This window comes from Synechococcus sp. Lug-A, from assembly GCF_024345655.1.
In the GTDB taxonomy this organism is placed as follows: Bacteria; Cyanobacteriota; Cyanobacteriia; order PCC-6307; family Cyanobiaceae; genus MW101C3.
The window spans coordinates 34,804-61,099 of sequence record NZ_JAGQBN010000011.1 but is presented as its reverse complement, the minus strand read 5'-3'; the positions used below and the strand labels follow the sequence as shown (position 1 = coordinate 61,099).

The 26,296-nt window shown below is 67.0% G+C and carries 24 protein-coding genes and 1 pseudogene; 12 read left to right on the top strand and 13 right to left on the bottom strand.

Features of this window, described 5'->3' with window-relative positions; all coding sequences use genetic code 11:
• Positions 1–70 precede the first annotated feature (70 nt).
• Positions 71–3,664 carry a transcription-repair coupling factor gene (gene mfd / locus KBY86_RS09650; RefSeq protein ID WP_255140958.1) on the top strand — a complete coding sequence of 1,198 codons (3,594 nt, stop codon included), beginning with the start codon at positions 71–73 and terminating at the stop codon, positions 3,662–3,664.
• Positions 3,665–3,764: 100 nt separating this feature from the next.
• Positions 3,765–3,944: a hypothetical protein gene (locus tag KBY86_RS09645; RefSeq protein WP_094510249.1), complete on the top strand. Its 180-nt coding sequence runs from the start codon at positions 3,765–3,767 to the stop codon at positions 3,942–3,944.
• A 310-nt stretch (positions 3,945–4,254) separates the two neighbouring features.
• Here the strand turns inward: KBY86_RS09645 and KBY86_RS09640 are convergent, their stop codons facing one another.
• The 3 genes from KBY86_RS09640 to KBY86_RS09630 all read right to left on the bottom strand — a co-directional run bounded on the left by KBY86_RS09640 (position 4,255) and on the right by KBY86_RS09630 (position 7,843).
• Positions 4,255–5,592 (bottom strand): S41 family peptidase, encoded by a 1,338-nt coding sequence (locus tag KBY86_RS09640; RefSeq protein WP_255099836.1) that lies wholly within the window; start codon positions 5,590–5,592, stop codon positions 4,255–4,257.
• A gap of 128 nt (positions 5,593–5,720) precedes the next feature.
• The gene (ispG, locus tag KBY86_RS09635) at positions 5,721–6,965 is read right to left on the bottom strand and encodes a (E)-4-hydroxy-3-methylbut-2-enyl-diphosphate synthase (protein ID WP_255140957.1); all 1,245 of its coding nucleotides are present in this window, start codon (positions 6,963–6,965) and stop codon (positions 5,721–5,723) included.
• A 62-nt stretch (positions 6,966–7,027) separates the two neighbouring features.
• Positions 7,028–7,843 carry a uracil-DNA glycosylase family protein gene (locus KBY86_RS09630; RefSeq protein ID WP_255140956.1) on the bottom strand — a complete coding sequence of 272 codons (816 nt, stop codon included), beginning with the start codon at positions 7,841–7,843 and terminating at the stop codon, positions 7,028–7,030.
• Between the two features lie 186 nt (positions 7,844–8,029).
• Between KBY86_RS09630 and KBY86_RS09625 the strand changes: the two genes are divergently transcribed.
• The 3 genes from KBY86_RS09625 to KBY86_RS09615 all read left to right on the top strand — a co-directional run bounded on the left by KBY86_RS09625 (position 8,030) and on the right by KBY86_RS09615 (position 10,886).
• A complete protein-coding gene (locus tag KBY86_RS09625; protein WP_094510246.1) occupies positions 8,030–9,208 on the top strand; it encodes a pyridoxal phosphate-dependent aminotransferase in 1,179 nt (392 codons plus the stop codon).
• Positions 9,209–9,258: 50 nt separating this feature from the next.
• Positions 9,259–9,903, top strand: coding sequence for a GDSL-type esterase/lipase family protein (locus tag KBY86_RS09620; RefSeq protein WP_255140955.1), 645 nt, complete (start codon positions 9,259–9,261; stop codon positions 9,901–9,903).
• 167 nt (positions 9,904–10,070) lie between these two features.
• Positions 10,071–10,886, top strand: coding sequence for a sigma-70 family RNA polymerase sigma factor (locus KBY86_RS09615; RefSeq protein ID WP_094510245.1), 816 nt, complete (start codon positions 10,071–10,073; stop codon positions 10,884–10,886).
• 16 nt (positions 10,887–10,902) lie between these two features.
• Here KBY86_RS09615 and KBY86_RS09610 read toward each other — a convergent pair whose 3' ends face one another.
• A complete protein-coding gene (locus KBY86_RS09610) occupies positions 10,903–11,679 on the bottom strand; it encodes a DUF92 domain-containing protein (protein WP_399220097.1) in 777 nt (258 codons plus the stop codon).
• A gap of 199 nt (positions 11,680–11,878) precedes the next feature.
• On the opposite strand from KBY86_RS09610, the gene KBY86_RS09605 reads away from it, so the two are divergent.
• A complete protein-coding gene (locus tag KBY86_RS09605) occupies positions 11,879–12,250 on the top strand; it encodes a hypothetical protein (protein WP_255140954.1) in 372 nt (123 codons plus the stop codon).
• A 37-nt stretch (positions 12,251–12,287) separates the two neighbouring features.
• Here KBY86_RS09605 and KBY86_RS09600 read toward each other — a convergent pair whose 3' ends face one another.
• Both KBY86_RS09600 and KBY86_RS09595 read right to left on the bottom strand, forming a co-directional pair.
• Positions 12,288–13,127, bottom strand: a complete 840-nt coding sequence (locus KBY86_RS09600; protein WP_255140953.1) for a 16S rRNA (uracil(1498)-N(3))-methyltransferase — start codon at positions 13,125–13,127, stop codon at positions 12,288–12,290.
• 154 nt (positions 13,128–13,281) lie between these two features.
• On the bottom strand, positions 13,282–13,734 hold the full coding sequence (locus KBY86_RS09595; protein ID WP_094510241.1) for a DUF3531 family protein: 453 nt from the start codon (positions 13,732–13,734) through the stop codon (positions 13,282–13,284).
• Positions 13,735–13,801: 67 nt separating this feature from the next.
• Between KBY86_RS09595 and KBY86_RS09590 the strand changes: the two genes are divergently transcribed.
• Both KBY86_RS09590 and hslO read left to right on the top strand, forming a co-directional pair.
• Positions 13,802–14,449, top strand: a complete 648-nt coding sequence (locus tag KBY86_RS09590) for an ABC transporter ATP-binding protein (protein WP_255099841.1) — start codon at positions 13,802–13,804, stop codon at positions 14,447–14,449.
• 14 nt (positions 14,450–14,463) lie between these two features.
• Positions 14,464–15,378 (top strand): Hsp33 family molecular chaperone HslO, encoded by a 915-nt coding sequence (hslO, locus tag KBY86_RS09585; protein WP_094510240.1) that lies wholly within the window; start codon positions 14,464–14,466, stop codon positions 15,376–15,378.
• A gap of 179 nt (positions 15,379–15,557) precedes the next feature.
• Here the strand turns inward: hslO and KBY86_RS09580 are convergent, their stop codons facing one another.
• From KBY86_RS09580 to KBY86_RS09560, 5 genes are all read right to left on the bottom strand, one after another.
• Positions 15,558–16,271 carry a CPP1-like family protein gene (locus KBY86_RS09580; protein ID WP_094510239.1) on the bottom strand — a complete coding sequence of 238 codons (714 nt, stop codon included), beginning with the start codon at positions 16,269–16,271 and terminating at the stop codon, positions 15,558–15,560.
• Positions 16,272–16,358: 87 nt separating this feature from the next.
• Positions 16,359–16,583, bottom strand: a complete 225-nt coding sequence (locus tag KBY86_RS09575; protein ID WP_094510238.1) for a hypothetical protein — start codon at positions 16,581–16,583, stop codon at positions 16,359–16,361.
• Between the two features lie 72 nt (positions 16,584–16,655).
• Positions 16,656–18,314 carry a peptide chain release factor 3 gene (locus KBY86_RS09570; RefSeq protein WP_233132691.1) on the bottom strand — a complete coding sequence of 553 codons (1,659 nt, stop codon included), beginning with the start codon at positions 18,312–18,314 and terminating at the stop codon, positions 16,656–16,658.
• Positions 18,315–18,318: 4 nt separating this feature from the next.
• Positions 18,319–19,134, bottom strand: a complete 816-nt coding sequence (locus tag KBY86_RS09565) for a hypothetical protein (RefSeq protein ID WP_255140952.1) — start codon at positions 19,132–19,134, stop codon at positions 18,319–18,321.
• Positions 19,135–19,197: 63 nt separating this feature from the next.
• Entirely contained in the window at positions 19,198–19,869 is a 672-nt protein-coding gene (locus tag KBY86_RS09560; RefSeq protein ID WP_255140951.1) for a trans-aconitate 2-methyltransferase, read from the bottom strand.
• A 232-nt stretch (positions 19,870–20,101) separates the two neighbouring features.
• Between KBY86_RS09560 and nrdJ the strand changes: the two genes are divergently transcribed.
• The 4 genes and pseudogenes from nrdJ to KBY86_RS09540 form a co-directional block, all read left to right on the top strand.
• A complete protein-coding gene (nrdJ, locus tag KBY86_RS09555; protein ID WP_255140988.1) occupies positions 20,102–22,405 on the top strand; it encodes a ribonucleoside-triphosphate reductase, adenosylcobalamin-dependent in 2,304 nt (767 codons plus the stop codon).
• Positions 22,402–23,340 carry a 3'(2'),5'-bisphosphate nucleotidase CysQ gene (locus tag KBY86_RS09550; RefSeq protein ID WP_255140950.1) on the top strand — a complete coding sequence of 313 codons (939 nt, stop codon included), beginning with the start codon at positions 22,402–22,404 and terminating at the stop codon, positions 23,338–23,340. Before nrdJ ends, KBY86_RS09550 begins: the two co-directional genes overlap by 4 nt.
• Positions 23,341–23,381: 41 nt before the next feature.
• Positions 23,382–24,032: an adenylyl-sulfate kinase gene (cysC, locus tag KBY86_RS09545; protein WP_094510233.1), complete on the top strand. Its 651-nt coding sequence runs from the start codon at positions 23,382–23,384 to the stop codon at positions 24,030–24,032.
• A gap of 263 nt (positions 24,033–24,295) precedes the next feature.
• Positions 24,296–24,913 (top strand): annotated as a pseudogene (locus KBY86_RS09540) (sugar nucleotidyltransferase); the annotation flags it as partial.
• A gap of 135 nt (positions 24,914–25,048) precedes the next feature.
• On the opposite strand, the gene KBY86_RS09535 reads toward KBY86_RS09540, so the two are convergent.
• Both KBY86_RS09535 and KBY86_RS15305 read right to left on the bottom strand, forming a co-directional pair.
• Entirely contained in the window at positions 25,049–25,912 is an 864-nt protein-coding gene (locus KBY86_RS09535) for a DDE-type integrase/transposase/recombinase (RefSeq protein ID WP_255140949.1), read from the bottom strand.
• A 64-nt stretch (positions 25,913–25,976) separates the two neighbouring features.
• Positions 25,977–26,093: a transposase gene (locus KBY86_RS15305; RefSeq protein WP_399221381.1), complete on the bottom strand. Its 117-nt coding sequence runs from the start codon at positions 26,091–26,093 to the stop codon at positions 25,977–25,979.
• Positions 26,094–26,296 lie beyond the last annotated feature (203 nt).

The window sequence follows — 26,296 nt, the reverse complement described above, 5'->3', positions numbered from 1 at the left end:
CGATCTGCACCAGCAAAGCAGCGGCAGGAGTGCAACTGCCAGGATCGGGATCCCTGCGCCTCACGACCCAATGCCCCTCACCGCCCTGGTGCGCCAGCTCGAGCAGGTGCCCCTCACCGGTGAGGTGCTGCAACGGATCGAGCGCCAAGAACGGCTGAGCCTGCGGGGCGCCTCCCGGGCCGGCCGTGCCCTGATCGCCAGTGCCCTGGCCCGGCAGCGGCAGACGCCTCTGCTGGTGATCGTGCCCACGCTGGAAGAGGCGGGCCGCTGGGCAGCGCTGCTGGAACTGATGGGCTGGCCCACGGCCCAGCTTTATCCCACCAGTGAGGGCTCGCCCTACGAACCCTTCGATCCCACCACCGAGATCACCTGGGGGCAACTGCAGGTACTCGCCGAGCTGGTGGATGCGGGAAGCGCCGACGGCAACAGCCACCCGTGGCAGGGGGCCGTGGTGGCCACCGAGCGGGCCCTGCAACCCCACCTGCCGCCGCCCGCGGCCCTGGCCGCCCGCTGCCTGTGCCTGCGCAAGGGCGACACGGTGGACCTGGAGCAGCTGGCCGACACCCTCAGCCGCCTCGGCTACGAGCGGGTGCCCACGATCGAGCAGGAGGGCAGCTGGAGCCGCCGCGGCGACATCGTCGACGTGTTTCCGGTGAGCGCCGAGCTGCCGGTGCGGCTGGAGTTCTTCGGCGAGGAGCTGGAGAAGCTCAAGGAATTCGACCCCGCCACCCAGCGTTCGCTCGATGCCACCGAGGCGGTGCGGCTCACCCCCAGTGGCTACGGCCCGCTGGTGGCGGATGCCCTGCGGGAAACGATGCCGGTGGGGCTCGAGGGGCTGTTGCAGCCGGAAGCGCTCGATCAGCTGCTGGAGGGCGGCACGCCCGAGGGGATGCGGCGGCTGATGGGTCTGGCCTGGGCGCGGCCCGCCTCCCTGCTCGATTACCTGCCCGCCAGGACGTTGATTGCGGTGGATGAGCGGCGCCATTGTCGCGCCCACGGCCAGCAGTGGTTCGATCACGCCGACAGCCACCACGGCGAGGTGCAGGCGGAGCTGGCGGCAGCCTGCGGCCAGCCGGTGCTACTGCCCGCCCTGCTGCACCGGCCGCCCGAGCAGGCCCTTGAGGATGTCGAGGCGTTCGCCGGTTTCGATCTGGCTGAACTGGCGGAAACCGACCGCCACCCCAACGCCTTCGATCTCTCCAGCCGTCCGGTGCCGGCCCATCCGAACGCCTTCGGCCGCCTGGCGGCGCTGGTGAAGGGCTACCAACAGGAAAAGGCGAAGGTGTGGCTGCTTTCGGCCCAGCCGTCACGGGCGGTGGCGCTGCTGGAGGAGCACGACTGCATCGCCCGCTTCGTGCCCAACCCGCACGACTTCCCGGCGATCGAGCGGTTGGTGGAGCAGAACACACCTGTGGCGCTCAAGCTCAAGGGCACCGCCGAGCTGGAAGGGCTGCAACTGCCGGCCTGGAAGCTGGTGCTGCTCACCGACCGGGAGTTCTTCGGCCAGCACAGCCTGGCCGCCAGCGGCTATGTGCGGCGGCGCCGCAAGGCGGCCAGCCGCACGGTGGATCCGGGCAAGATGCAACCCGGGGATTTCGTGGTGCACCGCAATCACGGCATCGGCCGCTTCCTGAAGCTGGAGAAGCTGGCGATCAGCGGCGAAAGCCGCGATTACCTGGTGGTGCAGTACGCCGACGGCACCCTGCGGGTGGCCGCCGACCAGCTGGGCAGCCTGGGCCGCTACCGCGCCAGCACCGACACACCGCCGGAGCTCAACCGCATGGGGGGCGTGGCCTGGGCGCGGGCCAAGGAGAGAGCGCTCAAGGCGGTGCGCAAGGTGGCGCTCGACCTAGTGAAGCTGTACGCAGAGCGCCATCAGACCCCCGGCATCGTGTTTCCGCCCGATGGCCCCTGGCAAAGCGAGCTGGAGGATTCCTTCCCCTATGAGCCCACGCCGGATCAGCTGAAGGCGATCGCGGAAGTGAAACGCGACATGGAGACCGCCAAACCGATGGACCGGCTGGTGTGCGGCGATGTGGGCTTCGGCAAGACCGAGGTGGCGATCCGGGCGTTGTTCAAGGCGGTGACCGCCGGACGCCAGGCGGCGCTGCTGGCCCCCACCACGGTGCTGGCCCAGCAGCACTGGCGCACATTGAGCGAACGCTTTGCGCCCTACCCGCTCAAGGTGGCGCTGCTCAATCGCTTCCGCACAACGCTGGAGCGCAAGGCGATTCAGGAAGGGCTGGCCGCCGGCACGATCGACATCGTGGTGGGAACCCACCAGCTTCTGGGCAAGGGCACCAGCTTCAAGCAACTGGGGCTGCTGGTGGTGGATGAGGAGCAGCGCTTCGGTGTGAACCAGAAAGAGAAGATCAAGGCGCTGCGAAAAGACGTCGACGTGCTGACGCTTTCCGCCACGCCGATTCCACGCACGCTCTACATGAGCCTGTCGGGGGTGCGGGAGATGAGCCTGATCACCACGCCGCCACCGCTGCGCCGCCCGATCAAGACCCACCTGGCCGCCCGCGACGACGAAGCGGTGCGCAGCGCCATCCGCCAGGAACTGGATCGCGGCGGCCAGGTGTTCTACGTGGTGCCGCGGGTGGAGGGAATCGAGGAGGTGGCGGGCCAGTTGCGCGAGATGCTGCCGGGCCTGAAGTTGCTGGTGGCCCACGGCCAGATGGCCGAAGGGGAACTGGAGAGCGCGATGGTGGCCTTCAATGCCGGCGAAGCCGATGTGATGCTCTGCACCACGATCATCGAAAGCGGCCTGGATATCCCACGGGTGAACACGATTCTGGTGGAAGACGCCCACAGATTTGGGCTCGCCCAGCTGTATCAACTGCGCGGTCGGGTGGGCCGCAGCGGCATCCAGGCCCATGCCTGGTTGTTCTATCCCGGTGATGGCGCCCTCAGTGAGGCGGCACGGCAGCGGCTGCGGGCGATCCAGGAATTCGCGCAACTGGGCAGCGGCTACCAGCTGGCGATGCGCGACATGGAGATCCGCGGCGTGGGCAACCTGCTGGGGGTGGAGCAGAGCGGCCAGCTCGAAGCGATCGGCTTTGACCTCTATATGGAGATGCTGCAGGAAAGCCTGGCGGAGATCCAGGGCCAGGACATCCCCGTGGTGGAAGACACCCAGATCGATCTGCCGATCACCGCCTTCATCCCCGCCGACTGGATCACCGAAGCGGACGAAAAGATGGCCGCCTACCGGGCTGCTGCCGGCTGCACCGCCAAGAGCGAACTGCTCCAGCTGGCTGCCGACTGGGTGGACCGCTACGGGGCCCTGCCGGCGCCGGTGCAGAGCCTGCTGCAGTTGATGGAACTCAAACTGCTGGCCAAACGCTGCGGCTTCTCACGCCTCAAGCCCGAAAAGCCCAACATCGTCCTGGAAACCCCGATGGAGGAGCCCGCCTTCCGGCTGCTGCGCCAAGGCCTGCCCCAGCACCTGCACGGCCGGTTGGTGTATCAGGGCGGCGCCGGCAGCACCGCAAAAGTGCTGGCCCGCGGCCTCAGCGTGCTCCCCGCCGAGAAGCAGCTCGACACCCTGATGGAGTGGCTCACCGCCATGGCCGGCCAGATCCCCGCCGCTGATGGCCTCACCGACGCCCAGCGCCAGGACCAGGCAGCCGCCAGGAATGCGGCGGTGTTGGTGGTTTGAGGGGGGGACGTGTTGCTTGGCCACCCCCCGACAAGCTTCCGATTCTCTTCACCCTCATCCCCGCAAAACTTCGTTACAGTTCCGGAAAGGTTTGGGTTAAATGGGCGAATTCGTTGCTTCCGGTGGGGTTTCGGCAGGGCTGCAGAGCGGTGTGGGCCTTGTTTCGGCCCTGATCAGCGTGATCGCTCTGGGCTTGTTCGCCCTGTTCCAGGACGAAAACCAGAACAACGACGATGACGACTCCAACCCCGGCGGCGGCCTCATGCAGCCGGTGGCCTGAAGCTCCGATCCACAGCGCTTACCGGCCTCAGAGAAAGCAAAAGCCCTGTTGCGAGAATTCCCGCAGCAGGGCTTTCTTCCATGGATTGATTGGTGCGCGCGATTGGCGCACACAAGTTGGTCTTCAGCCGTTGCTCCGCAAGACTTTTCCAATTAACGTTGCCACCTAAGACTTACCCATAAACCTTGCCAGTTAAGACTTTCCCTATAAACCTTGGCCCGTAAAAGGGGTGCGCAGATGCTTGCCCGTGACATGTGCCCCGGAAACAGTGCCCCTTGGAAGGATGGCGCGCTCAGGGGATAACCCCTGATCAGTTAGTGGGTCCGAGAGCAGCCGGCAGGTTGGCACTTGAGGGGTTGTAGGGCTTGCCGGGTGCCTTGCCCACCGTGCGCAGTTGCTTCACCAAGGTGTTTTCAGCCACCCGGTACTGAGGATCGTTGCGGGTGCCGATCTCTTCGAGCTTGAGTGATCGGGCCTCCTGTTCGCTCAGCTTCACCTGCACATCGGGTTTGATGCCGTGCTTGTGGATGTCGCGGCCGCTGGGGGTGAGGTACTTGGCGATGGTCACGGTCATGCCGGAGCCATCGGAGAGCCCCCGCACTGACTGCACCAATCCCTTGCCGAAGGTCTTCTGACCCACCAGCACCCCTCGCTTGTTGTCCTGCAGGGCACCGGAGAGGATTTCGCTGGCACTGGCGGAACCCTCATTCACCAGGATCACCAGAGGAGCCTTGGTGAGTGCCCGGCCGTTGGCGCGCCGCACGTCCTGGATGCCGTCGCGGGTTTTGGTGGACACGATGATGCCTTCATCGAGCCACTGGCGGGCGATCTCGATGCTCGCCACCAGCAGGCCACCGGGGTTGCTGCGCAGATCCAGCACGTACCCCTGCACCCCCTTGCTCTCCAAGTCGCGCAGAGCGGCACGCATGTCCTTGGAGGCATTGGCGTTGAACTGCTTGAGGCGGATGTAGCCCACCTTGAAGCCATCAGGGGTGGTGTTCACCTGATGTTCCACCGCGTGCAGCTCGATGCGATCGCGGGTGAGCGGCATCTCGAGCACCTGATTCTTGCGCCGCACCTGCAGGGTCACCTTGGTGCCAGCCTGGCCGCGGATCAGCTTCACCGCGTCTTCCGTGCTCATCCCCTTGGTGCTCTTGCCGTCGATCGAGATGATCACGTCCTTCGGCATCACGCCGGCCCGCGAAGCTGGGGAGCCGTCAATCGGGGACACCACCACCAGTTCCTTGGTGTCCTTGTCGAGGCTCAGCTGGATGCCGACACCGGAGAGTTCCCCCGAGGTGTCGATCTGCATCTCCTTGAACTCCCGCGGATCCATGAAGCGGGTGTAGGGATCATCGAGGGTGCCGAGCATGCCCCGGATGGCCTCGTAGCTCTCTTTGGTATTGCCGTAGGTTTTGGCGAGGAGATCGCGGCGCAGCTTGCGCCACTGCTCCGGGGTGTATTTGCCGGTGGTGTCGAGATAATCGCGGAAGACGATCTGCCAGGCCTGATCCATCACCTCCTTGGGGCTGTCGGTGATCAGGGAGGCAGCACTGGGCGCCATCAGCCATTCGCCGCCCACCACGGCTGCGGCCGCACAGGCGCCGAGCCCAGCCAGGACGAGAATGCTGGTGCTACCCCTGGACATGCTCTCGGCCTCGTGAGCGTTTGTGCTGTGTTCAAACTAGCCCGTGCCAGGGGGCACAGGACAGGGTGGGTCAGGGATCCAGGGGCTTCCGAATGTGACTGGCAGCATGGCGTCAGGCGGCCAAGGCCTCAGGGGTCGACCCAGCGGCCGTCTTCCTTGATCAGAGCGATCAGCGCTTCCACACCCTCCGCCTCCGGCACGCGGCGGATCTCTTCACGGCCGCGGTAGAGGGAGATGGTGCCGGGGGTTTTGCCCACGTAGCCGTAGTCGGCGTCGGCCATCTCGCCGGGACCGTTGACGATGCAGCCCATCACGGCGATGTCGAGGCCGGTGAGGTGGGCGGTGGCGTTGCGCACCACGTGCAGCACCTCCTCCAGGTTGAACAGGGTGCGGCCGCAGCTGGGGCAGGCCACGTACTCCACCATCGTCTTGCGCAGGCCCAGCGCCTGCAGGATCGAGTAGCAGACTGGGATCTCCTTCTCTGGGGCCTCGGTGAGGGACACCCTGATCGTGTCCCCCAGGCCCTCGGCCAGCAGGGTGGCGATGCCGGCCGTGCTCTTGATGCGGCCGTAGTCGCCGTCACCCGCCTCGGTGACGCCCAGATGCAGCGGGTAGTGGAAGCCTTCGGCGTCCATGCGGTCGGCCATCATCCGGTAGGCCGCCAGCATCACCGGCGCCCGCGAAGCCTTCATCGACACCACGATGTTGTGGAAGTCGAGGCGGTCGCAGATGTGGATGAACTCCATGGCGCTCTCCACCATCCCCAGCGGGGTGTCGCCGTAGGTGAACAACATCCGCTCCGCCAGGGAGCCGTGATTCACGCCGATGCGCAGGCCCTTGTCCTGCTCTTTCAGCAGGCTCACGAGCGGTTCGAGCGTGGCCTGGATGCGCTCACCGATCGCGGTCACCTCCTCGGGGGTGAACTCCGTGCGGTTGGGGTCGGGTTTGTCGAACACATACAACCCGGGGTTGATGCGCACCTTGTCGACGTGCTGGGCCACCTCAAGGGCGATCTTCATACCGTTGTGGTGCACGTCAGCCACCAGCGGCACGGGGCGGTAGCTGTCTTCGAGGCGCTTGCGGATCTCTCCCACCGCCTTGGCGTGGGCCAGGCTCGGCACCGTGAGCCGCACGATCTCGCAGCCGGATTCATGGAGGCGACGGATGCCGGCGGTGGCACCCGCGATGTCGAGGGTGTCCTCGTTGATCATCGACTGCACCACCACCGGGTGGTCGCTGCCCACCCACACATCGCCCACCCGCACGCTGCGGGTCTTGCGGCGGCGGATCACCGTGTCGTAGCGCGGGTTGCTGGCCCAGTCAGTGGGCAGACCTGCCGGGGCGGTCTGGGGCCGGGCCACGGTGCCGGTCATCGGAGCTGGAAGCCGGGGAACTGGCCCCAACACTGCCACAGACAGGCGTGCAAGCGGCGTGCTCAGTCGGCGGAGATGTCCGCTACCGGAGTGGTCGCGGGGGTCGCCCCAGCTGAGGCCCCGTCTGCATCCAGATAGGGAGAGCCTGCCTCCAGCTGATTAAGACGGCGGCGCACGTCCTGGAGGTCCTGCCAGGTGAGCCATTTGGGGGTGCCGCGCTCGCGCGATGGGTTGCGCAGCAGATAGGAAGGATGAAAGATCGGCAGGCACCACAGCCCCCGCCACTGCCGCCACTGGCCGCGCAGCTTGGTGATCCCCCCCTTCAGGCCCAGCACCCCCTCCATCGCCGTGGCACCGGCCAGTACCAGCACCTTGGGCTGCACAAGCTCGATCTGCTCCAGCAGCCAGGGCAGGCAGGCGGCCATTTCCTCCGGCGTCGGCTTGCGGTTCTCGGGTGGACGGCACTTCACCACGTTGCAGATGTAGGCGTCCTGGCGGGTGTCGATCGCCACGCTGGCAAACATCTGATCGAGCAACTGGCCGGCGCGGCCCACGAAGGGCGAGCCGCTGGCATCTTCCTGGGCGCCGGGACCCTCGCCGATCACCATCAGCGAGGCGGCCGGATTGCCGCGGCTCACCACCACCTGCTGCCGTCCCAGGGCCAACCCGCAACGGCGGCAGGCTTCGCAGGCGCCGTGCAGAGCGGCCAGGGCCGCCGTTGGATCGGGGGGCTCAGCGGCTGCATGACGGGAGGCGCTGGCGATCACGGCCTCAACCAACGGCATCCCGCCGGACGCCTGCCCTCCGGCATCCACCGCCCTGCCGCCGAACAGGCTGGGTTGCACCACAACTCCGGGCAGGGGTTCGCTCGGTTCCATCCCCGCCTCACCCCAGCGTGAAAGGAATCCTATGGAACGGGTCCAGGGGCCGCTGATGACAACCTGCGCGGGGACGAAGCCAAGCGGCCACAACGTCAGGCAGGATGTCTAATCCCCTTATCGAAGGCATTCCAACGCTGGAGTGCCCCGGCGCCCATGTCGCGGCCGATCGCACCGCCTCCGCTGATGACCAGCCCGTTGGCACTTTCAGCCCGGGCCCGGGCCCTGCAGCCGTCCCTCACCCTGGCGATCACCGCCCGTGCGCGCGAGTTGCGGGCCGACGGCCATGACATCTGCAGCCTCAGCGCGGGTGAACCGGATTTCGAAACGCCCGCCTTCATCCGCCAGGCCGCCAGCCGGGCGCTGGAGGAAGGTGCCACGCGCTATGGACCCGCCGCCGGCGAACCCCTGCTGCGGCAAGCCCTGGCCCAGAAGCTGAGCGAGGAAAACGGTGTTCCCACCGCGGCCGATCAGGTGCTGGTCACCAACGGCGGCAAGCAGGCGCTCTACAACCTCTTCCAGGTGCTGCTCGACCCCGGCGACGAGGTGCTGCTGCCGGCCCCCTACTGGCTCAGCTATCCGGAGATGGCGCACCTGGCCGGCGCCACGGTGCGCGTGCTGCCCACCGCACCCGCTCAGGGCTTCCGGCTCCAACCCGACCAGCTCGAGGCCGCCATCACGGCCAACAGCAAGCTGCTGGTGATCAACAGCCCCTCCAACCCCTCGGGTCTGGTGCTCAGCCGGCAGGAGCTGGAGCAGCTCGCTGCCGTGCTGCGTCGCCATCCGCAGGTGGCGGTGGTGAGCGATGAGATCTACGAATTCCTGTTGGCACCTGGCCTGGAGCACCACAGCCTGGCGGCCCTGGCCCCCGACCTCGCCGACCGCATCTTCATCGTCAATGGCTTTGCCAAGGGCTGGGCGATGACCGGCTGGCGGGTGGGTTACCTCGCCGGCCGCAAGGATGTGATCGCCGCCGCCAGCGCCCTGCAGAGCCAGAGCACGAGCAACGTCTGCACCTTCGCCCAGTACGGCGCGCTGGCGGCGATCACCGCCCCGCGTGACTGCGTTCATGCCATGGCCCAGGAGTTCAACCAGCGCCGGGCGCTGCTGAGTGCCGGCCTGATGGCTCTGCCCGGCCTCACTCTGCAGCAGCCAGAAGGGGCCTTCTACGCCTTCCCGGACATCAGCGGCCATGGGCTTGATTCCATGACCTTCTCCAACCGGCTGCTGGAGGACCAGGGGTTGGCGGTGGTTCCCGGGGTGGCCTTCGGCGACGACCGCTGCATCCGCCTCTCGTGTGCAGCCTCTCCAGCCACCATCGACGACGGCCTGCAGCGCCTCAGCCGTTTCCTGAACCGTCTCTGACTCTCCCGGCACCCGGCACTGCGGCCTCACCCCCGCCCCGCAAGCTGATCGTGCTGGGCGACAGCGGGGTGTACGGCTGGGGAGACCCCGATGGGGGCGGCTGGTGCGAGCAGCTGCGGCGCCACTGGATGGAGATCCCGTGCGGGCCCGTGCTCTACAACCTCGGCGTGCGCGGCGACGGCCTGGAGCGGCTGGCGGCACGGTTGGAGGCGGAAGTGCGCTGCCGCGGTGAGCTGCGGCGCCAGGGGCCCCAGGGGATCCTGCTGGGCATCGGGCTGAACGACACGGCCCGCGTGGGGCGCCCGGATGGGCGCCATCAACTGGCCCCGGAGGCGTTCCTGTTCGGCCTGCAGCAACTGCTGCACCAGGCCGGGCAGTTGGCGCCGGTGATGGTGATCGGCCTCACCCCAGTGGATGAGGCGGTGATGCCCTTCGCCGGCTGTCTCTGGTACGACCTGGCCACCGTGCGCCACTACGAGGGCCTGCTGGAGGAAGCCTGCCTCGAAGCGGATGTGCCGTTCCTACCGCTGCTCGATGGCCTGCTGGAGGATCCGCACTGGCTGCGGCTGCTCGACAGCGACGGGCTGCACCTCAACAGCGCCGGACACCGGCGTCTCTATGAGCGTCTGAAACACTGGCCGGCCCTGTTGCGCTGGGCCTCACTGGAGCCGCAACAGAGCCGCACCCCTGCCTGAGCGAGCTGCTCATCACCCGCCTGACTGCCCGCCAGAGCCAGCGGCAACCTCCTTGATCTCACCCCTACGGGGGAGGCGAAATCACCGGGAGTGGGGATGGTGGGGAAGGGCCAGCCGGCGAGAAGGTGATTCCAAGGACTTCCCGTTGGCACCTCCGGTTCCCCACCATGACGCTCACCATCTTTCAACGCCGCAATCCCGAGCTGCTGGCGCAATACCAGCGCAGCGGCCATCCACGCGATCGCAACAAGATCGTGGAATTCAACCTGCCCCTGGTCCGGCAGGTGGCCAACCGCCTCCGGCCCCACACCGCCGTGCCGTTCGACGATCTGGTGCAACAGGGCTCGATCGGTCTGATCCGCGCGGTGGAAGCCTTCGATCCGGCCCAGGGCACATCCCTCAGCAGCTTCGCCGTGCCCTTCATCCGCGGGGCCATGCAGCACCACCTGCGCGACAACGAACAGCCGTTGAAAGCCTCACGCCTGCTGCGCGACCTGCATCAGCGCGGGCAGACCCTCCAGCAGCAACGCCTTCACCAGCAGAAGCCCGCGCTCCGCGACGCGGAGCTGGCGGCCGCCCTGGGCTGCCCTGTCGCCCAGTGGCAGGAGGCCTGCAGCCTGCACTGGGCCCTGCAGTGCTCCAGCCTCGATGCGCCGGTTGGCACGGCTGAAGCCTCCAGCACCCCTCTGGTGGAGAAGCTCAGCGCCCGGGAAGCCCCCCATCCCTGCCGCGCCGATCGTCTGAGCGAATCCTCCTGCTCCGAGCCGGAACCGCAGCATTGGCTCAGGCAGCGGCTGCAAGACCTGGAGGTCAGCGAGCGGCGATTGCTGGAAGGGCGGGTGCTGGATGGGGCCTCCTGGCGCCAGCTGGGCGAGGAGCTGGGGATCCGGGCGCGGGTGGCCCAACGCCGCTTCGAACGGCTGGCGGCGCGGCTGCGCCAGGAACTCAGCAGGGAATGGGGGGATCTTTTCGCCCAGGCCTGAGTCAAGCGCTCCTGAATCAGGCGGCCAGACCCAGCGCCACGGCGCCCCAGGCCAGCCCCATGGCGATCAACGCCGCCAGCAGCGTCTGGATTCCGTTCACGAGCTCGTTGGTCAGCCAGGCGAGCCGCGCCTGCAGGGTGGCGCCGATCCAGCTCTCCAGCAGGGTGGCCAGCACCCCCACCAGCAACACCAACAGCAGCGCGGGGAGCGATCCCAGCAACCCCAGCAACTTCAGCACCAGCACCATCACCGCGCTGCCCACCAGGCTGGCACCCGTCCCCTCCAGACTGACCGCCCCTTCCGTACCGGCGGGTACCGGCCGCAGGGAGGTGATCAACACGGTGTGACGCCCCCAGCGCTTGCCAATCTCACTGCCGCAGGTGTCGGCAAGCTTGGCGGCGAAACTGGCCCCGAAACCCAGCAGCAGCAGCGGCACCGGCGCTCCAGGCACGGTGGTGAGCAGGGCCAGCACGGCCCCGGTGGCTGCGGAGCCCCACACGTTCTCCGGCCCCCGACGGCCACCCCGCGCTTCGGCCAGCCCCTGCTGCTGCTTCTGGCGAAAGCCCAGCCGGGTCACCAGGGAGCCCAGCACCAGATAGCCCACCACCGCAAACCAGCCGCGCCAGCCGAGCGCGCCCCACAGCAGTGTGCCGAGCACACCCGCGTGTACCCAGCCGGAGCGGGTGAGCAGGGGGAACCGCTGGACAGCGCTGATCAACAGGCCATGCAGCGCCAGCGCCAGCAGCCAGTGCTGGAGGGTCTGGGCCGGCAGCAGCGGTGGCGCCCCCAGCAACGCCTCAAGGCCCGTGAAGGGGGACACCGGCACCGGCACGGCCGACAGCAGCAGAACGCTCAAGGGGGCAGACCGCACAGGCCCCAGTCTCTTCAGCAGTGGCGTGGGCTGCCGCTCTCTGTTGCACTCCCCTAAGCGGCGTCGGTCCCCTGCAGGTGCCGGCGGATAATCACAGCCAACGTCCCGTCTTCGGATCACCATGCTGTTCAAGCGCAAGGGCTCGTTCTTCATCGACTTCGACAAGAACGCCACCGCTGAGCCGGTGACCGTGGCCCCTGTGACGGTGGCTCCGGCGGCTCCTGTGGCTCCACCCACCAGCGCGGATCCCTCTGCAGCCACCGCAGGGCCAGCAGCAGAGGCCGGCGTCGCTGCAGCGGGCAGCGTGCTCACCACCGCAGAAGCGATGGCTGCCGAGCTGCGGCGTGAACAGGACAACCTGCCGCCTCCTTCGCTGGTCACCTTCTCGCCCGAGTGCCTCACCCCCGCCGGCGCCCTCTCCCGCCGCCGCCGGCTGGCCGGGGCCAACATCGGCCCGTTCAAGGCGATGGCCGCCAGCCTGATGAAGAGCTGAGCGCGGCAATCTGCGCCCCAGGGATCCAGCCGCCGATTCAGCCGCCGCTTGATCTCGCTCGCCTGGATCCCGCTCGCCAGGCACTCAGCAGGCTCAGGCCGGCCACAGCCGCCGTCGAGGTGCGCAGGATCGTCGGGCCCAGGCTCGCCGGTTGCCAGCACGCGTCCACCGCCACCTTCTCCTCCGCCGGCGTCCACCCCCCCTCAGGCCCGATCGCCAGGCGGGCGATGCCAACACAATGCGCACCCGGGGCTTGAGCGCCACCCAGCTCTAACCCGGTCCGCTTTACTGCTCCACCACCCAGCTCTGCCACGCCGCGCAGCTCTGTGCCAGCAGGCAGGGCTCCCGTCCCCAGCAGCTCACTCAGCAGCGGCAGGTCGGCCGCCCGGGTGGTGGCCAGCCATCGGCACTGACCTTGCTCCAGGCACGCGGCGCCATTGGCCAGCGAAGCCGGATTCTGGAGCCAGGCGGCGGCGGCCATGGGCTCCAGCAGCTGCGGCAGCCACAGACGCTCGCACTGCTCACAGGCCTCCCGCACGATCGCCTGCCAGCGTTCCCATCGGCCCGGCCCACCGGTTTCCGCCCCCCGCACGCCGCGCTCGGCCAGCAGCGGCTGAAGGCGGTCGACCCCCAGTTCGCAGCTCATGCGCAGCACGGTGTCGAAATCGCGGCGGGGCACTGCCACCGCCAGCTCCAGCAGGGGCGAGGGCAAGGGCTCGACCGCAAGGGGGGCCGCCAGGGGCTGTTCCAGCCGGGCGCTGCTGCGATCGGTCAGCAGCGCGCTCCACAACTGGCCGACGCCGTCGACCACCGCAAAGCGATCGCCGGGGCCATAGCGGAGCACCCGCGTGAGGTAGTGGCTTTCGCCGTCTTCCAAGCGGAGGATAGGCAGAGCACCCTCGCAGCCGGGCGCTGCAGCTTGATCGCTGGCAGCGACTTCCGCAGCCGAGGAATCTGGCGGCTGAGCCGCCGCCCGGGCAAGGCGCCCGGGCTCGATCAACAGACGACGCAGCTCCCGGGTCACACCGCGCTCAATTGACCCCGGGGGCGAACATCGCATCGGGCTGGTCTTCCACCGGCCAGTCGTCGTTGAGACCGCCGATCACCAGTTCCTCAATCTCCACCACGTCGTTGTCGAGCTGCCGCAGGGCGTTGATCAGCACATCAAGGGCAACGCCATCGCTGGTGCCGAGATCCACCCAGCAGCGGGCCCAGTCCTCCTGGTATTCCAGTTCGCCCATGTTGTGCATCAACGCCGGCAGGGCCCGTTCAGCGTCGTCGCCGTCGTAGGTCATCCAGCTGAGATCCACGCCCTCCTCATGCACCTGAAGGTTCTCGGCATTGAAGCCGCCCAGCTTGCCGAGAAAGAACCAGCTCTCGAAGGTCGTATCGATGTAGCCGCGCTCCCCCTGCCCGGGCGGAGCGGCAAAACGCACCCAGATCCAGCAGTTGAAGGGATCCACATCCCGAAAGCGGACGTCCATGGGAGAAGGCAGCGTGCTTGCCCCCATCAAACACGCATCCAGCAAGCTGGGGGAAGCGAAACCCGCCATGCTCGAGCTTCGATCCCTGCGCTACCACCCGGCCACCACCCCAGCCGCCCTGCTCGACGGGGTGGAGCTGCGTCTGGAGCCGGGCCGGCCCGCCCTGGTGGCCGGGCAGAGCGGCTCAGGCAAGACCACCCTGCTGGAGCTGATCTGCGGTCTGGCGGACCCCGATGGCGGGGCGATCCTGTGGGAAGGGCAGGCGTTGAACGCCAGGCAGCGGCGCGGGCTCTGCGGCCTGGTGTTTCAGTTTCCCGAGCGCCATTTCCTCGGCCTCACGGTGGGCCAGGAGCTGAAGCTGGGTCAGCGGCGGCTGGCGTCGGAACGGGTCGAACAGGTGCTCACCCGGGTGGGGCTGCAGGGGCTGTCGCTGCAGCAGCCGCCGGAGCGGCTCAGCGGCGGCCAGCAGCGGCGACTGGCGCTGGCGGTGCAGTTGCTGCGCGATCCGCGTGTGCTGCTGCTGGATGAACCCACCGCCGGCCTCGACTGGTCGGTGCGGGAAGAGGTGCTGCAACTGCTGCAACTGCTGGCGCGGGACCGGGTGCTGCTGGTGGTGACCCACGAACCGGAGCTGTTCAAGGGCTGGGTGAAGGAAGGCTGGCGGCTGCAGGGCGGGGCGCTTCAGCCCCTGCCGAGGCTCCGTACGATGCCCTGAGTTGGGGCGGGGCGATGCCCGATCGATTGGTACGGGCCACGGCCGCCGATGGCGGCATCCGCATGGTGGCGGCCCTCACGACCGTCACCACGCGCTACGCCCGTCGTCGCCACGGCCTCTCGTACCTCACCACCGCCGTGCTGGGCCGGGCGATGACCGCCGGTCTGCTGCTGGCCAGTTCGATGAAGGTGGCCCACGGACGGGTGAACCTGCGCATCCAGTCGGACGGACCGCTGCGCGGCCTGATGGTGGATGCGGGCCGGGACGGCACCGTGCGCGGCTACGTGGGGGCGCCGGGCCTGGAGCTTGATCTGGTGGAAACGCCCGAGGGCCTGCACCGCTTCGACTTCCGCAAGGCCACGGGCACCGGCTATCTGCACGTGGTGCGCGACCAGGGCAAGGGCGAGCCGTTCAGCAGCACGGTGGAGCTGGTGAGCGGCGGCATCGGTGATGACGTGGCCTCTTACCTGCTCCATTCCGAGCAGACCCCGTCAGCGGTGTTCGTCGGTGAGCAGATCGACAGCAGCGGTGTGCGTTGCGCCGGTGGGGTGCTGGTGCAGGTGCTGCCCAAGGCGGCCCGGGAACCGGCGCTGGTGGCCCTGCTGGAGGAGCGCTGCCGCGAGATTCAGGGGTTCAGCCAGCGGCTCGCCGACTGCAGCGGCGATCTGCAACGCCTGCTGGAAGACATCTTTCCGGACCTCGATCCCCAGCTCCTGGAGGATGCCGAGGCCAGCCAGAACGTCACCTTCCACTGCCCCTGCACCCGCAGGCGCAGCGTCAATGCCTTACGGCTGCTGGGGCGTGACGAGCTCGACACGATCCTGCGCGAAGACGGCCGCGCCGAGCTCACCTGCCATTTCTGCAACGAGGTGTACGGCGTGGAGGCGCCTGAGCTGCGGGAACTGATCGAGGAGCTGGCGGCTGTCTGAAGGCCACTGGCGCCTGAGCCGGAAGCGGACTGCAGCCTCACAGCCCTCAACTGAGCGTGCGGAGCAAAGTCTGCACCCGGCAGGCATGGAAGCCTGCACGGTCTGTGAGCGTGCCCTAGGGGCATCACTGGCGTGCCCCCACCAGACTCAACCAGGGCGACACAAACCTTCGGCAGCCGTCAGGCCAGCAGCAGGGCCCCCAGCAACAGCAGGATCAGTGCCGGCAGGCTCTGAAGCTGTTCGCCCGCCAGCGGCAGCCCGAGCGGCAGGGCCGGATCAACGAGCTGGGCGAGCACGCCGCCCATCAGCAGGCCGAGGCCCAGCAGAGCGAAGCTCCAGCCCACCGCCGCCAGAAACCGTCCGTTGCGCCGCTGCAGGTTCACCACCGTGAGCAGGGTGGAGAGGGCGAGCAGCACCGTGTCGGAGGACGGGGGGGACACCAGGAGCAGCAGCAGGATCGCCCCCTGCCCGGCCAGGGGCACCCAGCGCTCACGGCCCTCGGCCAGGGCCAGGCGGGGCATCGAGAACTTCGGCCGCGTGAGTTTGCCGCCAGAGAGCTGGGGCAAGGAAGGCATGGCCGGCAGGGCAGGCCTGGAGGGGGCCCGGGCGATCACGGCCGGCTTCACCTCTTCCCGCTTCGAGGCACTGAGGGCGGCGCTGCTGACCCGCCCCTGTTGCCGCTCCCGCAGCCGTTCCATCAGTACGGCGTCGTAAGCGGCTTCCACGCGGGCGCGGGCCTGGGGGTCGTCTCCTACCGCATCAAGGCACTGCTGACGCGCTCCCTGAACTTCGTCGAAGCTGGCATCAGAAGCGATGCCGAGCCGTTCGTAGGGGCTGGAACCATCGCTGGGGCCGCCGGTCGCGCCGGGGGGCAGGGCAGAACCGTTGGTCATGGCCTCCGGTGCGGTGAGCAGGGTCGTGGTACGAGCGTATCGAGGCGCGCCCCATCCGGAGGCCTCCGCTGCCACCGAACCAGTGCTTCAGAACAAAGGTTCGCTGGAGTGGAAACCGCCTTCCTGCTGAAGATGCCGGCGGCAGGCTTCTGCCTCTTTGAGCGGCAACCACTGGCGCCGCTTCAGTAAAGGCATCTGGGGCGGGAGGTGGCTGCCTTCGCGCACCTCGACGGCTTCCTGGCTGGGAAGGAAGCGCACGTAGTCGGAGCCTCCGTCGTGGCGGGGGCGAACCAGCCAGAAGGGCTCGGCCATGGCTGTGATCTTTCGTTGCAAAGATTCTGGCGGGCCGGGAGCAGCGCCGTGGGCACCCGCATCAGCAAATGCTCAGAGGGCGATCGGCTCCACGCCGCTCACCACCGGCGCCACGGCGCTGAGCTCGAAGGCGGGGTGGTCTTCCCGCAGCTGGTTGAGATTCCACTCGTTCTTGAACAGCAGCACCGGCCGGTCCCAGGCGTCGCGCACGGTCTTGCAATTGAAGATGCGCCCCACCGCCTCCAGCGCCGCCCAGCCGCCCACCACCCAGCGGGCCACGCTGAAGCCGAGGGGCTCGAGGCGCGTTTCGACTCCGTATTCGTTCTGAAGCCGGTATTGCACCACCTCCATCTGCAGCTGGCCCACGGCCGCCAGGATCGGGTCGCGCTTGCTGGCATCGGTGTCATAGAGGATCTGCACGGCTCCCTCCTCCCGCAGCTCGTTCACCCCCTTGCGGAAGCTCTTGAACGCCGACGGGTTGGGGTTGCGCAGCCAGGCGAACAGTTCAGGGCTGAAGCAGGGGATACCTTCGTATTCCACCTTGCTGCCGGCATAGAGGGTGTCGCCGATGGCGAACATGCCGGGATTGTTCAGGCCGATCACATCACCGGGATAGGCGTCCTCCACCACCTCACGGTCCTGCCCGAACAGCTTCTGGGGACGAGAGAGGCGGATGGTGCGGCCGCTGCGGGCATGCCGCACGCTCATGTCCTTCTCGAAGTGGCCGCTGCAGACCCGCACGAAGGCAATGCGGTCGCGGTGGCGCGGGTCCATGTTGGCCTGCAGCTTGAACACGAAGCCGCTGAACTCCGGCCGCAGCGGATCCACCGGGCCGTCGCTGCTCAGCCGCGCCACCGGCCGCTGCGCCAGCTCCAGGAAGGCATCCAGGAAGGGACGCACGCCGAAGTTGGTCATCGCCGAACCGAAGAACACCGGGCTCAGTTCCCCGGCATGCACCAGCTCGAGATCGAGCTCGGCGCCGGCACCATCGAGCAGCTCCAGTTCCTCCAGCGCCGCCGCCAGCAGTTCCGGTTCCACCAGCCGAGCCAGCTCGGGGCTGCCGGCCGCCAGGCGCTTCTCCGCCGACTGGCGGCCCCGCTCCGCCCGCTCGAACAGGATCACGTCCTTGCTGCGGCGATCGATCACGCCACGGAAACGATCACCGCTGCCGATCGGCCAGTTCACCGGCCAGCAGGTGAGGCCCAGCTCACTTTCAATCTCATCGATCAGCTCGAGTGGCTCGCGGCCCGGCCGGTCCATCTTGTTGATGAAGGTGAAGATCGGCACCTTGCGCAGCCGGCAGACCTCGAACAACTTGCGGGTCTGTGGTTCGAGGCCCTTGGCGGCGTCTTCCAGCATCACTGCGTTGTCGGCAGCGGCGAGGGTGCGGTAGGTGTCTTCCGAGAAATCCTGGTGGCCTGGCGTGTCGAGCAGGTTCACCGTGCTGCCGGCGTAGTCGAACTGCAGCACGGTGGAGGTGATCGAGATGCCGCGTTGTTTCTCGATCTCCATCCAGTCAGAGGTGACCTTGCGCTGCTCTCCCTTGGCCTTCACCGCACCGGCCTGCTGAATCGCCCCCCCGTAGAGCAGCAGCTTCTCGGTGAGGGTGGTCTTGCCCGCGTCCGGGTGGGAAATGATCGCGAAGTTGCGCCGCTTCGCCACCGCTTCAGCCAGGGCAACCCCGGCCATGTCGTCGCTGGGGGAAACGGGTGGGGGGGAGGCGCTGGTCATGGTCTCAGCCTGCCAGGCCGAGGCGGCTGTCCGGCCGGCAGAGGCTGCGCAGCAGGTGGACACCGAGGGCCAGATCCCGCTGATGACTGAAGGCCTCCAGCTCCAGCTGGCGCACCAGGGGGGGGATGCGGGCGTAGAGAGGCTGGGCGAGCAGTTCCCGCGCTTCCGGCGACAGGCGTACCGGCAGGCCCAGGGGGGTGGGCGGCCGCCTGAGGCCGCCGGCTCGGCAGCTTTGGGCCACATGGATGGCCTCGTGGTTGAGCACAGCGGCGAAATCAAGGGTGCCGCGGTCGGGCACATCCGGCCGGATCCGGATCACCGCCTCACGGGGCACCCATTCGCCGGCCGCCGCCGCCACCCGCGGGGTGGTCAGCTCCACCCGCACCCCCAGGCCCCACAGCTGGGCGAGCAGGGAAGTGATGGCGGACCGCTCGGCGGTATAGCGGGGCGGATTGCGCAGCAGGTCGTGGATCTGGGCCATGGTGAGATCTCTTTCACCACGGCGCTGCCGGTACACGTAGCGGAGTCGGCCATCGGGCAACCGTTGCGGGCGGGGCAACCAGGCCTGATCACCGGCATCGAGCCGGGCGAACAGCAGCGCTTCCCAGCTGGGCTGGATCGGACCGATACTGGCCGGAGGCGCCTGCAACCAGGCGGGGGGGCGCAGAGCCTGTGCCACCACCGGCGCGCTCGCCAGTGGCACCAGGCCCATGGCGGCTACCGCGATGGCAAGAACAGCCGCGGTGGCGGCGCCGGTGGCTGGGGCCAGCGCCAGGGCAGGCCCCCAGGGCCGGCGCCAACGGCGGGCGTGGGGCAGCACGGAGAGAAGTGCAGCAACGACGGAGCCCCTTTGGTTTAGCGGCAGCCGGTGGCTCCCCGCCGTTCAGGCCAATCGTCCCCAGACCTCCAGGTAGCGGTCGTCAAGCTCCCGCACCGCCAACCCCTCGATCCCCGCCTGCTGGAGCTGCGCCTCCACCTCCACGCGGCGAAAGGCCGCCCGCAGCGACTGGGCGTAATCACGCCGCAGCACGGGCGGAGCACCGGCGGCATGGCGCTGCACCAGCTCTTCCAGGGCCGCAGGATCCGACGGACGGCGCAGATCCTTGATGCAGATGGCCGCTCCGGGGGCCGCCAGCCGGCGCACCGCCTGCCACAGCACCAGCGGATCGTGCAGATGGTGCAGAAGGCTGTTGCTGACCACCGCCGTCCAGCGGCCCTCCTGCGGCAGGGCGCCCCCCGGCGTCAGCAACAGGTGCTGAAAGCGCAGCCCTGGCCAGCGGTCCGGCGCGGCCTGCTGGCGCGCGGCGGCGATCGCCAGCATGGCGGGGGCGCCATCAAGGCCCAGCACCCGGGCCGTGGGATAACGCTCCGCCAGCAGGAAGCTGATGTTGCCGGGTCCGCAACCCAGATCGATGATCCGCGGCCCCAGCTGTGGGCCGAACAGGTCCTCGGTGCGCTTGAGCAGGGCGCGGTCACCGGCAGCGAAGTCGGCGTCGGCATAGGCGCGCGCCTGCTCGGCGGCGTCCATCAGCTCGGGCTCGCAGATCCGCTCCATGGCCACCACCGCAGCGCCGCCAGCCTGGCGCAGCCCCGGCGGAGCGGCAGCCGGCGCTGGTGGGGCGGTCAGCCGCTGGGTCTGCCGCCGACAAGCGGCACAGACACTGCCGCTGGTGCAGGATGAACCTTGCGCACCCCACAGGTGGGGTTAAGGTTTCTCCACGCGCCACGCTGCCCCTGTTTCCGTGACCCTCTCCGCCACGCCTGCCACCGCAGCCGAGCTCACCCGGCTGGCTGGCCTGCCAGAAGCCGCCGCTGCGGATTTCCCCGTCACGGCGCCGGCGGCGAACCCGGTCTTCTACCGCACCTACAGCCGCAAGACTCCGAACGGACGCGAAAGCTGGCAGGAGGTGAGCGAGCGCAACCTCGAAGGGCTGCGCAGGCTCGGCAACCTCAACGCCGAGGAAGTGGCCCTGTTGCGCCGGATGCATAAACGGCAGCAGGCGCTGCCCTCAGGGCGTTGGCTGTGGATCGGTGGCACCGACTGGATCGAGCAGCCCCAGAACTTCTCCGGCGCCTACAACTGCACCTCCACCAACCTGATCGACTGGGAAGCCTTCGGTCTGATGATGGACCTGGCGATGATGGGCTGCGGCACGGGCGCCATCATCGAGCCTCGGCTGATCGATCGCTTGCCTGCGGTGCGCAACCGCCTGCGGATCACCTCCGTCACCGACATCGGCGCCACTCCCGCCGGCCAGCGCCAGGAGCACACCACCCACACGATTACGGGCCACGACGTGGCGATCAAGGTGGGCGACACCCGCCGGGGCTGGGTGGACAGCTACCAGCTCCTGCTGGAGCTCAGCAGCGATGTCCGCTTTGACGGTGAGGTGACGGTCAGCGTTGACCTCTCCGATGTGCGTCCTGTGGGCGAAACGCTCAAGGGGTTCGGCGGCATGGCCAACCCGGTGAAGCTCAAAGACCTCTACGGGCGCGTCGCCGAGATCCTCAACAAGGCCCATGGCCGCCAGCTCAGCTCAGTGGAATGCTGCCTGCTGATCGATGAGGCGGCCGTCACGATCGTGGCCGGCAACATCCGCCGCAGTGCGGGCATGCGGCAATTCTGCGCAGACGACGCCTCCGCGGCCGGCGCCAAGGAGAACCTCTGGCAGCAGGACGCGGAAGGCAACTGGCGCATCGACCCCGAGCGCGATGCGCTGCGCATGGCCAACCACACACGCGTGTTCCATACCCGCCCCAGCCGCGAGGTGGTGCGGGAGGCGGTGCTCAAGCAGTTTCAGAGCGGCGAAGGCGCCATCCAGTTCGCCCCCGAGGCGATCGCCCGCTCGAATGCCGACCTGCTGTCCACCCCTGAACTGCGCAGCGAGTTCATCACCATCTACTGCGATCAGGGCCGTGAGGAAGCGGGCCGCTGGCTGCAGCTGAACCATCCGCAGATCACGGACGCCGAACTTGAGCACCGCCTCAGCCGCTACGGCCTCAACCCCTGCGGCGAGATCCTCGGCGCCGATTTCCACTGCAACCTGGCGGAGATTCACCTCAACCAGATCGACCCCGCCGACCACGAGGGCCAGGCGGATGCCTTCCGCGCCGCCGGTCTGGCGGTGGCCTGCCTGCTGAACCACCGCTTTGAGGTGGAGCGTTACCGCCAGAGCCGTGCCTGGGATCCGATCGTGGGTGTGAGCTTCACGGGCCTGTTCGATTTCTTCGTGCATGCTTTCGGCACCCCCTGGCTCAATTGGTGGGAGGAGGGCCGTCCGGACAGCGAGGCCGGGCTGGCGTTCAAGCAACAGGAAGCCGCCTACCTATCGCGCTGGAAGACGGCGGTGAACGAGGCCGTGTGGGACTACTGCGACCGCCATGGTCTGCGCCGCCCGAACCGCTGCACCACGGTTCAGCCCGCTGGCACCAAGAGCCTGCTCACCGGCGCCAGCCCCGGCTGGCATCCGCCCAAGGCCCAGCGCTTCATCCGCCGCATCACCTTCCGCAAGAACGATCCGGTGGCACTCGCCTGCATGGATTACGGCTACACGATCGTGCCGAGCCAGAGCGACAAGGATGAACAGGGCCGCCTGCTGGATGATCCGTTTGATCCCCGCTGCACCGAGTGGCTGGTGGAAATCCCCACCGAAGTGAGCTGGGCCAACCTGCCCGGCGCCGACGCCGTGGAGATCAACAGCTTCTCGGCGCTGGCCCAGTTTGACTTCTACATGCAGGTCCAACAGCACTACACCGCCCACAACACCTCAGCCACGGTTGAGTTCCGCGAAAACGAAATCGAATCTCTCGCTGAAGCTATTCACGCAGCGATCGATCAAGGCAAGGGATACATCTCGGCGGCGCTTCTGGCCCGCTTCGATGCCAACGCCACCTTCCCCCGCCTGCCGTTCGAGCCGATCGACCAGGCCACTTACCAGCGCCTACAGGAGGAGGTGGCGGCGCGGCGCCGCGAGTTCGATTTCTTCGCCTCCCTGCAGCGCTACGACAACGGCGAACTGGTGGAGGCGGGTCCAGCCGGCTGCGACTCCGACAAATGCCTGCTGCCGCTGGCCAAGCCCCAGAAACCATGAAGGAGCTCTACTTCGCAGACAGCACGCTCGCCGGCCATCAAGTCGCCACGGTTCTCACTGCCGTTCGGCGGCTGTGCTGGGAGGCGGCGGCCATCCTGCGGGCCTATGCCCGCGGTGACACCCCTCCGTTCGGCTATCCGCCGATCCTCTCGGTGGATGAGGATCCCAAAGGGCCAGTCACGGCAGCCGATCTTGCCGTCAACGAGCATCTGATCAAGGGGCTGCAGAGCGCCTTCCCAGCAGCCTCCTGGGCCATCCTCAGCGAGGAGACCACGGGTCAGTGGCCCGCCGATCAGGCCATCGCCAACGACTGGCTCTGGATCCTCGACCCCCTCGATGGCACCAAGGACTTCCTTCAGGGCACCGGCGAATACGCCGTGCATCTGGCCTTGGTGCACCAGCAGCGGCCTGCCCTCGGCGTGGTTCTGCTGCCAGAGCTCGATGAGCTCTGGTTCGGCTGGCTCGACCCCGACGGGATCGAGCCGCCCGCCGCCTGGAAGGAAGCGCCGGACGGGGAACGTCATGCCCCTTCCCTGAGCGGGCGCACAGCACTGTCGAGCCTGATTCCGGTCACCAGCCGCAGCCACCGCGACGACCGGCTGGAACAGCTGATGACCTCACTGCCGATCGCCAGCGGCATCGCGCGCGGGAGTGTGGGGGGGAAGGTGGCGTCGATCCTGCGCGGCGAAACCGACCTCTACATCTCCCTGTCCGGCAAGACAGCTCCGAAGGACTGGGACATGGCGGCTCCCGAAGCGGTGCTGCTGGCAGCAGGTGGCGCCTTCACTCACGCCGATGGGCGGCCTTTGCTGTACAACACTGGGGACTTCCGCCAGGCCGGTTGCCTGATTGCCAGCCACGGACCTGCCCACCAGGTTCTCTGCGATGCCGCGGCAGCAGCCATGGCCCGCATTGATCCGGCGGCAGCGCTCTGAACTGGCGGTGCTCTCCACTCCTGTACCCTGCCGATCCTTCCATGCCTGTGAATGCAAGCGGTGAAGCCAGCAACGTGATCAAATCCAGCAACATCGTCTGGCATCAGGCCTCGGTGGATCGCAGCAGCCAGGCGGAGAGGCAAGGTCACAACAGTGCCATCCTCTGGTTCACCGGGCTCTCGGGCAGCGGCAAGAGCACCCTTGCCAATGCGGTGAATGCGGAGCTGTTCACCCGCGGGCTCAGCAGTTACGTGCTGGACGGCGACAACATCCGCCACGGCCTCTGCAAAGACCTAGGCTTCTCGGATCACGACCGGGAGGAGAACATCCGGCGGATCGGAGAAGTCGCAAAGCTGTTCCTTGACGCGGGCGTGATTGTTCTTACGGCGTTCGTCTCCCCCTTCCGCGCCGATCGTGACAAAGCCCGGGGGCTTGTCGGTGAGGGAGATTTCATCGAGATTCACTGTGCCGCCGACCTGCAGGCCTGCGAAAATCGGGACCCGAAGGGGCTTTATGCCAAAGCACGTGCCGGTGAAATCAAAGAGTTCACGGGAATCTCCAGCCCCTATGAGGCCCCGGCTGCCCCGGAACTGCGCGTGGAAACCGGAACATTAAATGTGGACCAGTGCGTAGATCTGGTGATGCGCGAACTGGAATCCCGAGAGATCCTGTCATCACCAGCTGGCAGCTGACACCACAAGCTTGACTCTGACCCTTATCGCTCTGCACGCTGCTGGGGTCATTGACACTCTGTGGCAAGCACAGCTTATGCAGCCAATAAAGATCACGCCGCAGCCCCCATGGCGAATCCCACGAAACAATCATGCGTTGATTTCCAGCGACGCAACACAAAATGGCATGCTTCAATACAACAATGACATTGTAGAACGCGAGCAAAGCTCAATCAACTACATCAACGCATCAACAAGCTCCACCTCATCCAAACAGAAAAGGAATCATTCTTGCCGATGGAAGTGGAGCTCGCTTGGCGCCGCTGACCACAGCCATCAGCAAACAACTGATGCCTGTTTACGACAAGCCTATGATCTACTACCCACTCAGCACCTTAATGCTGGGAGGAATCACTGAAATCCTTATCATCACCACCCCCAACGACCAGGAAGCTTTTCGTAGGTTGCTGGACAATTGAAAACAATGGGGAATCACGATTGAATACGCCATTCAACCCAGCCCTGGTGGGTTAGCGCAGGCTTTTTTAATCGGCGAGTAATTTCTGGGCAACTCTCATGCCGCGTTGGTGCTCGGGGACGACCTCTTCCACGGACACGACCTGGTGTCACAACTGTTGTGCGCAGGGGTCGGAGAACCTGAAGCCACAGTGTTTGCCTATCCAGTTAGTGACCCTGAACGCAATGGGATTGTGGAGTTTGAAGCCAACGGTCAAGTGCGCTCCATTGAAGAGAAGCCGGCCAAACCAAAGCCGCGCAACGCGCTGACGGGGCTCTATTCCTCTGACAACACTGTGGTTGAAGGAGCCAAGAGTCTGCACCCCTCCTCACGTGGCGAACTGGAAATCACAGATCTAAATCTGCTCTACCTCAACGACGGCATGTCATTGCAGCCAACCAAAGGAAACCCCAAGGATGGTCACTCATGAATTTGGACTCGTTCGCGATCGAAGGTCCACTGCTGTTCACGCCAAAGCTGATCAGTGACGAGAGGGGGTTTTTCTACGAAAGCTGGAAGATCAAGAGTTTTGCCATCTGCCTGGGCATGGACCCCGACGTGACCCCCTTGATCGGTTGAGGCCTGATGAGAGTGGATGGTTGTGGTCATGCGGCAGCTCCCTGTTGAGCTGCCTCCAGGGGCGTACGCCCCTGGAGGGCCGAGTGTGGCCTGTAGACGAAGTCGAGCGGAGCTCATACGACTCCGCAAACCCGTCCTGCAACGGGGATCCTGGCTCGATGGTGGCCTTGGTTGTTCCGCTGGTCTCGCACCAGCCAGGTAAGGCCTGGGAGATGAATTCCGGGCCGTTATCTGACCGGATGAACGCTGGTGCCTGGTAGAGGCCGGTGAGCTCCTTCAGCACCGCCACTACGTCCTTGGCCTTGCAGCGCCTGCCTACCCGGATGGCCAGGCAGAGGCGGCTGTACTCGTCGATCACGTTCAGGAATTTGAGCCGATGGCCATCGGCGGTGGCGTCGAACTGGAAGTCCATGGCCCATACCTGGTGGGGATGTTCCGCCCGGTAACGCCTCACCGAGCCGTCGGCGGGCCGTGCCCGCTTCCGTGTCCTGGGAATGGGCCGCTGCAGGCCTTCCTCCCGCCAGAACCGTTGCACCCGCTTCTGGTTCACCGTCCAGCCCTTCCGCCGCAGGAGGCGGTAGGCCATGCGGCGGCCCCAGCGAATGTGGTCAGCCGCGATCTGCCGCAAGCGATGCCGCAGCTTGACCTCCTCCAGTTCGATCACCTTGCCCCCATGGCGATGGGTGCTGCGGTGCTGGCCCACCACACGGCAGGCCAGCCGCTCCGAAATCCGTAAGCGTGCGCGCAAGACCTCAACAGCCCTGCGCCGACGTTCCGGGCTCAGAAGTTTCCCGTCGCACCGCAAGGCCCTACTGCTTCTCTTCGAGAAGGCTCCGGCTAGAGCCGGGCGTTCTCCTTCTCCAGCTGAGTCAGCCGTCTGGCTTCCTCGGCCTGCATCCCCCGTACTGCTGTCTCCAGCGGTGGTACGTCGGCTGCGTCACCTCGATGACGCGGCAGACCTCCGCGACGGTCTTGCCCTGGGCGATCAGTTGCTACGCCGTTTTGAGCTTGCGGATGATCTGCTCGGCTGTGTGCCTGGTGCGTTTCATGGTCGAACCCCCGGCCCAATCTGGCCGGCTGAGGATCTCATTCACCCTGGACCGGTTTTCGGGGTCCACGTCACTTCCTCCATTTGTAGGGGCTGACCACATGAATGCACAGCTCCTGGGAAATCCTGACCACGCTTTGC

Bases quoted from the DNA above. Each gene is read 5' to 3' on its own strand.
- KBY86_RS09570 (WP_233132691.1), bottom strand. From the start codon at position 18,314: ATGACCAGCGCCTCCCCCCCACCCGTTTCCCCCAGCGACGACATGGCC.
- KBY86_RS09625 (WP_094510246.1), top strand. From the start codon at position 8,030: ATGACCAGCCCGTTGGCACTTTCAGCCCGGGCCCGGGCCCTGCAGCCG.
- hslO (WP_094510240.1), top strand. From the start codon at position 14,464: ATGCCCGATCGATTGGTACGGGCCACGGCCGCCGATGGCGGCATCCGC.
- ispG (WP_255140957.1), bottom strand. From the start codon at position 6,965: ATGACCGGCACCGTGGCCCGGCCCCAGACCGCCCCGGCAGGTCTGCCC.
- cysC (WP_094510233.1), top strand. From the start codon at position 23,382: ATGCCTGTGAATGCAAGCGGTGAAGCCAGCAACGTGATCAAATCCAGC.
- KBY86_RS09560 (WP_255140951.1), bottom strand. From the start codon at position 19,869: ATGGAGCGGATCTGCGAGCCCGAGCTGATGGACGCCGCCGAGCAGGCG.
- KBY86_RS09630 (WP_255140956.1), bottom strand. From the start codon at position 7,843: ATGGAACCGAGCGAACCCCTGCCCGGAGTTGTGGTGCAACCCAGCCTG.
- KBY86_RS09645 (WP_094510249.1), top strand. From the start codon at position 3,765: ATGGGCGAATTCGTTGCTTCCGGTGGGGTTTCGGCAGGGCTGCAGAGC.
- KBY86_RS09590 (WP_255099841.1), top strand. From the start codon at position 13,802: ATGCTCGAGCTTCGATCCCTGCGCTACCACCCGGCCACCACCCCAGCC.
- KBY86_RS09580 (WP_094510239.1), bottom strand. From the start codon at position 16,271: ATGACCAACGGTTCTGCCCTGCCCCCCGGCGCGACCGGCGGCCCCAGC.
- KBY86_RS09575 (WP_094510238.1), bottom strand. From the start codon at position 16,583: ATGGCCGAGCCCTTCTGGCTGGTTCGCCCCCGCCACGACGGAGGCTCC.
- KBY86_RS09640 (WP_255099836.1), bottom strand. From the start codon at position 5,592: ATGTCCAGGGGTAGCACCAGCATTCTCGTCCTGGCTGGGCTCGGCGCC.
- KBY86_RS09595 (WP_094510241.1), bottom strand. From the start codon at position 13,734: ATGGACGTCCGCTTTCGGGATGTGGATCCCTTCAACTGCTGGATCTGG.
- mfd (WP_255140958.1), top strand. From the start codon at position 71: ATGCCCCTCACCGCCCTGGTGCGCCAGCTCGAGCAGGTGCCCCTCACC.
- KBY86_RS09605 (WP_255140954.1), top strand. From the start codon at position 11,879: ATGCTGTTCAAGCGCAAGGGCTCGTTCTTCATCGACTTCGACAAGAAC.
- KBY86_RS09550 (WP_255140950.1), top strand. From the start codon at position 22,402: ATGAAGGAGCTCTACTTCGCAGACAGCACGCTCGCCGGCCATCAAGTC.
- KBY86_RS09615 (WP_094510245.1), top strand. From the start codon at position 10,071: ATGACGCTCACCATCTTTCAACGCCGCAATCCCGAGCTGCTGGCGCAA.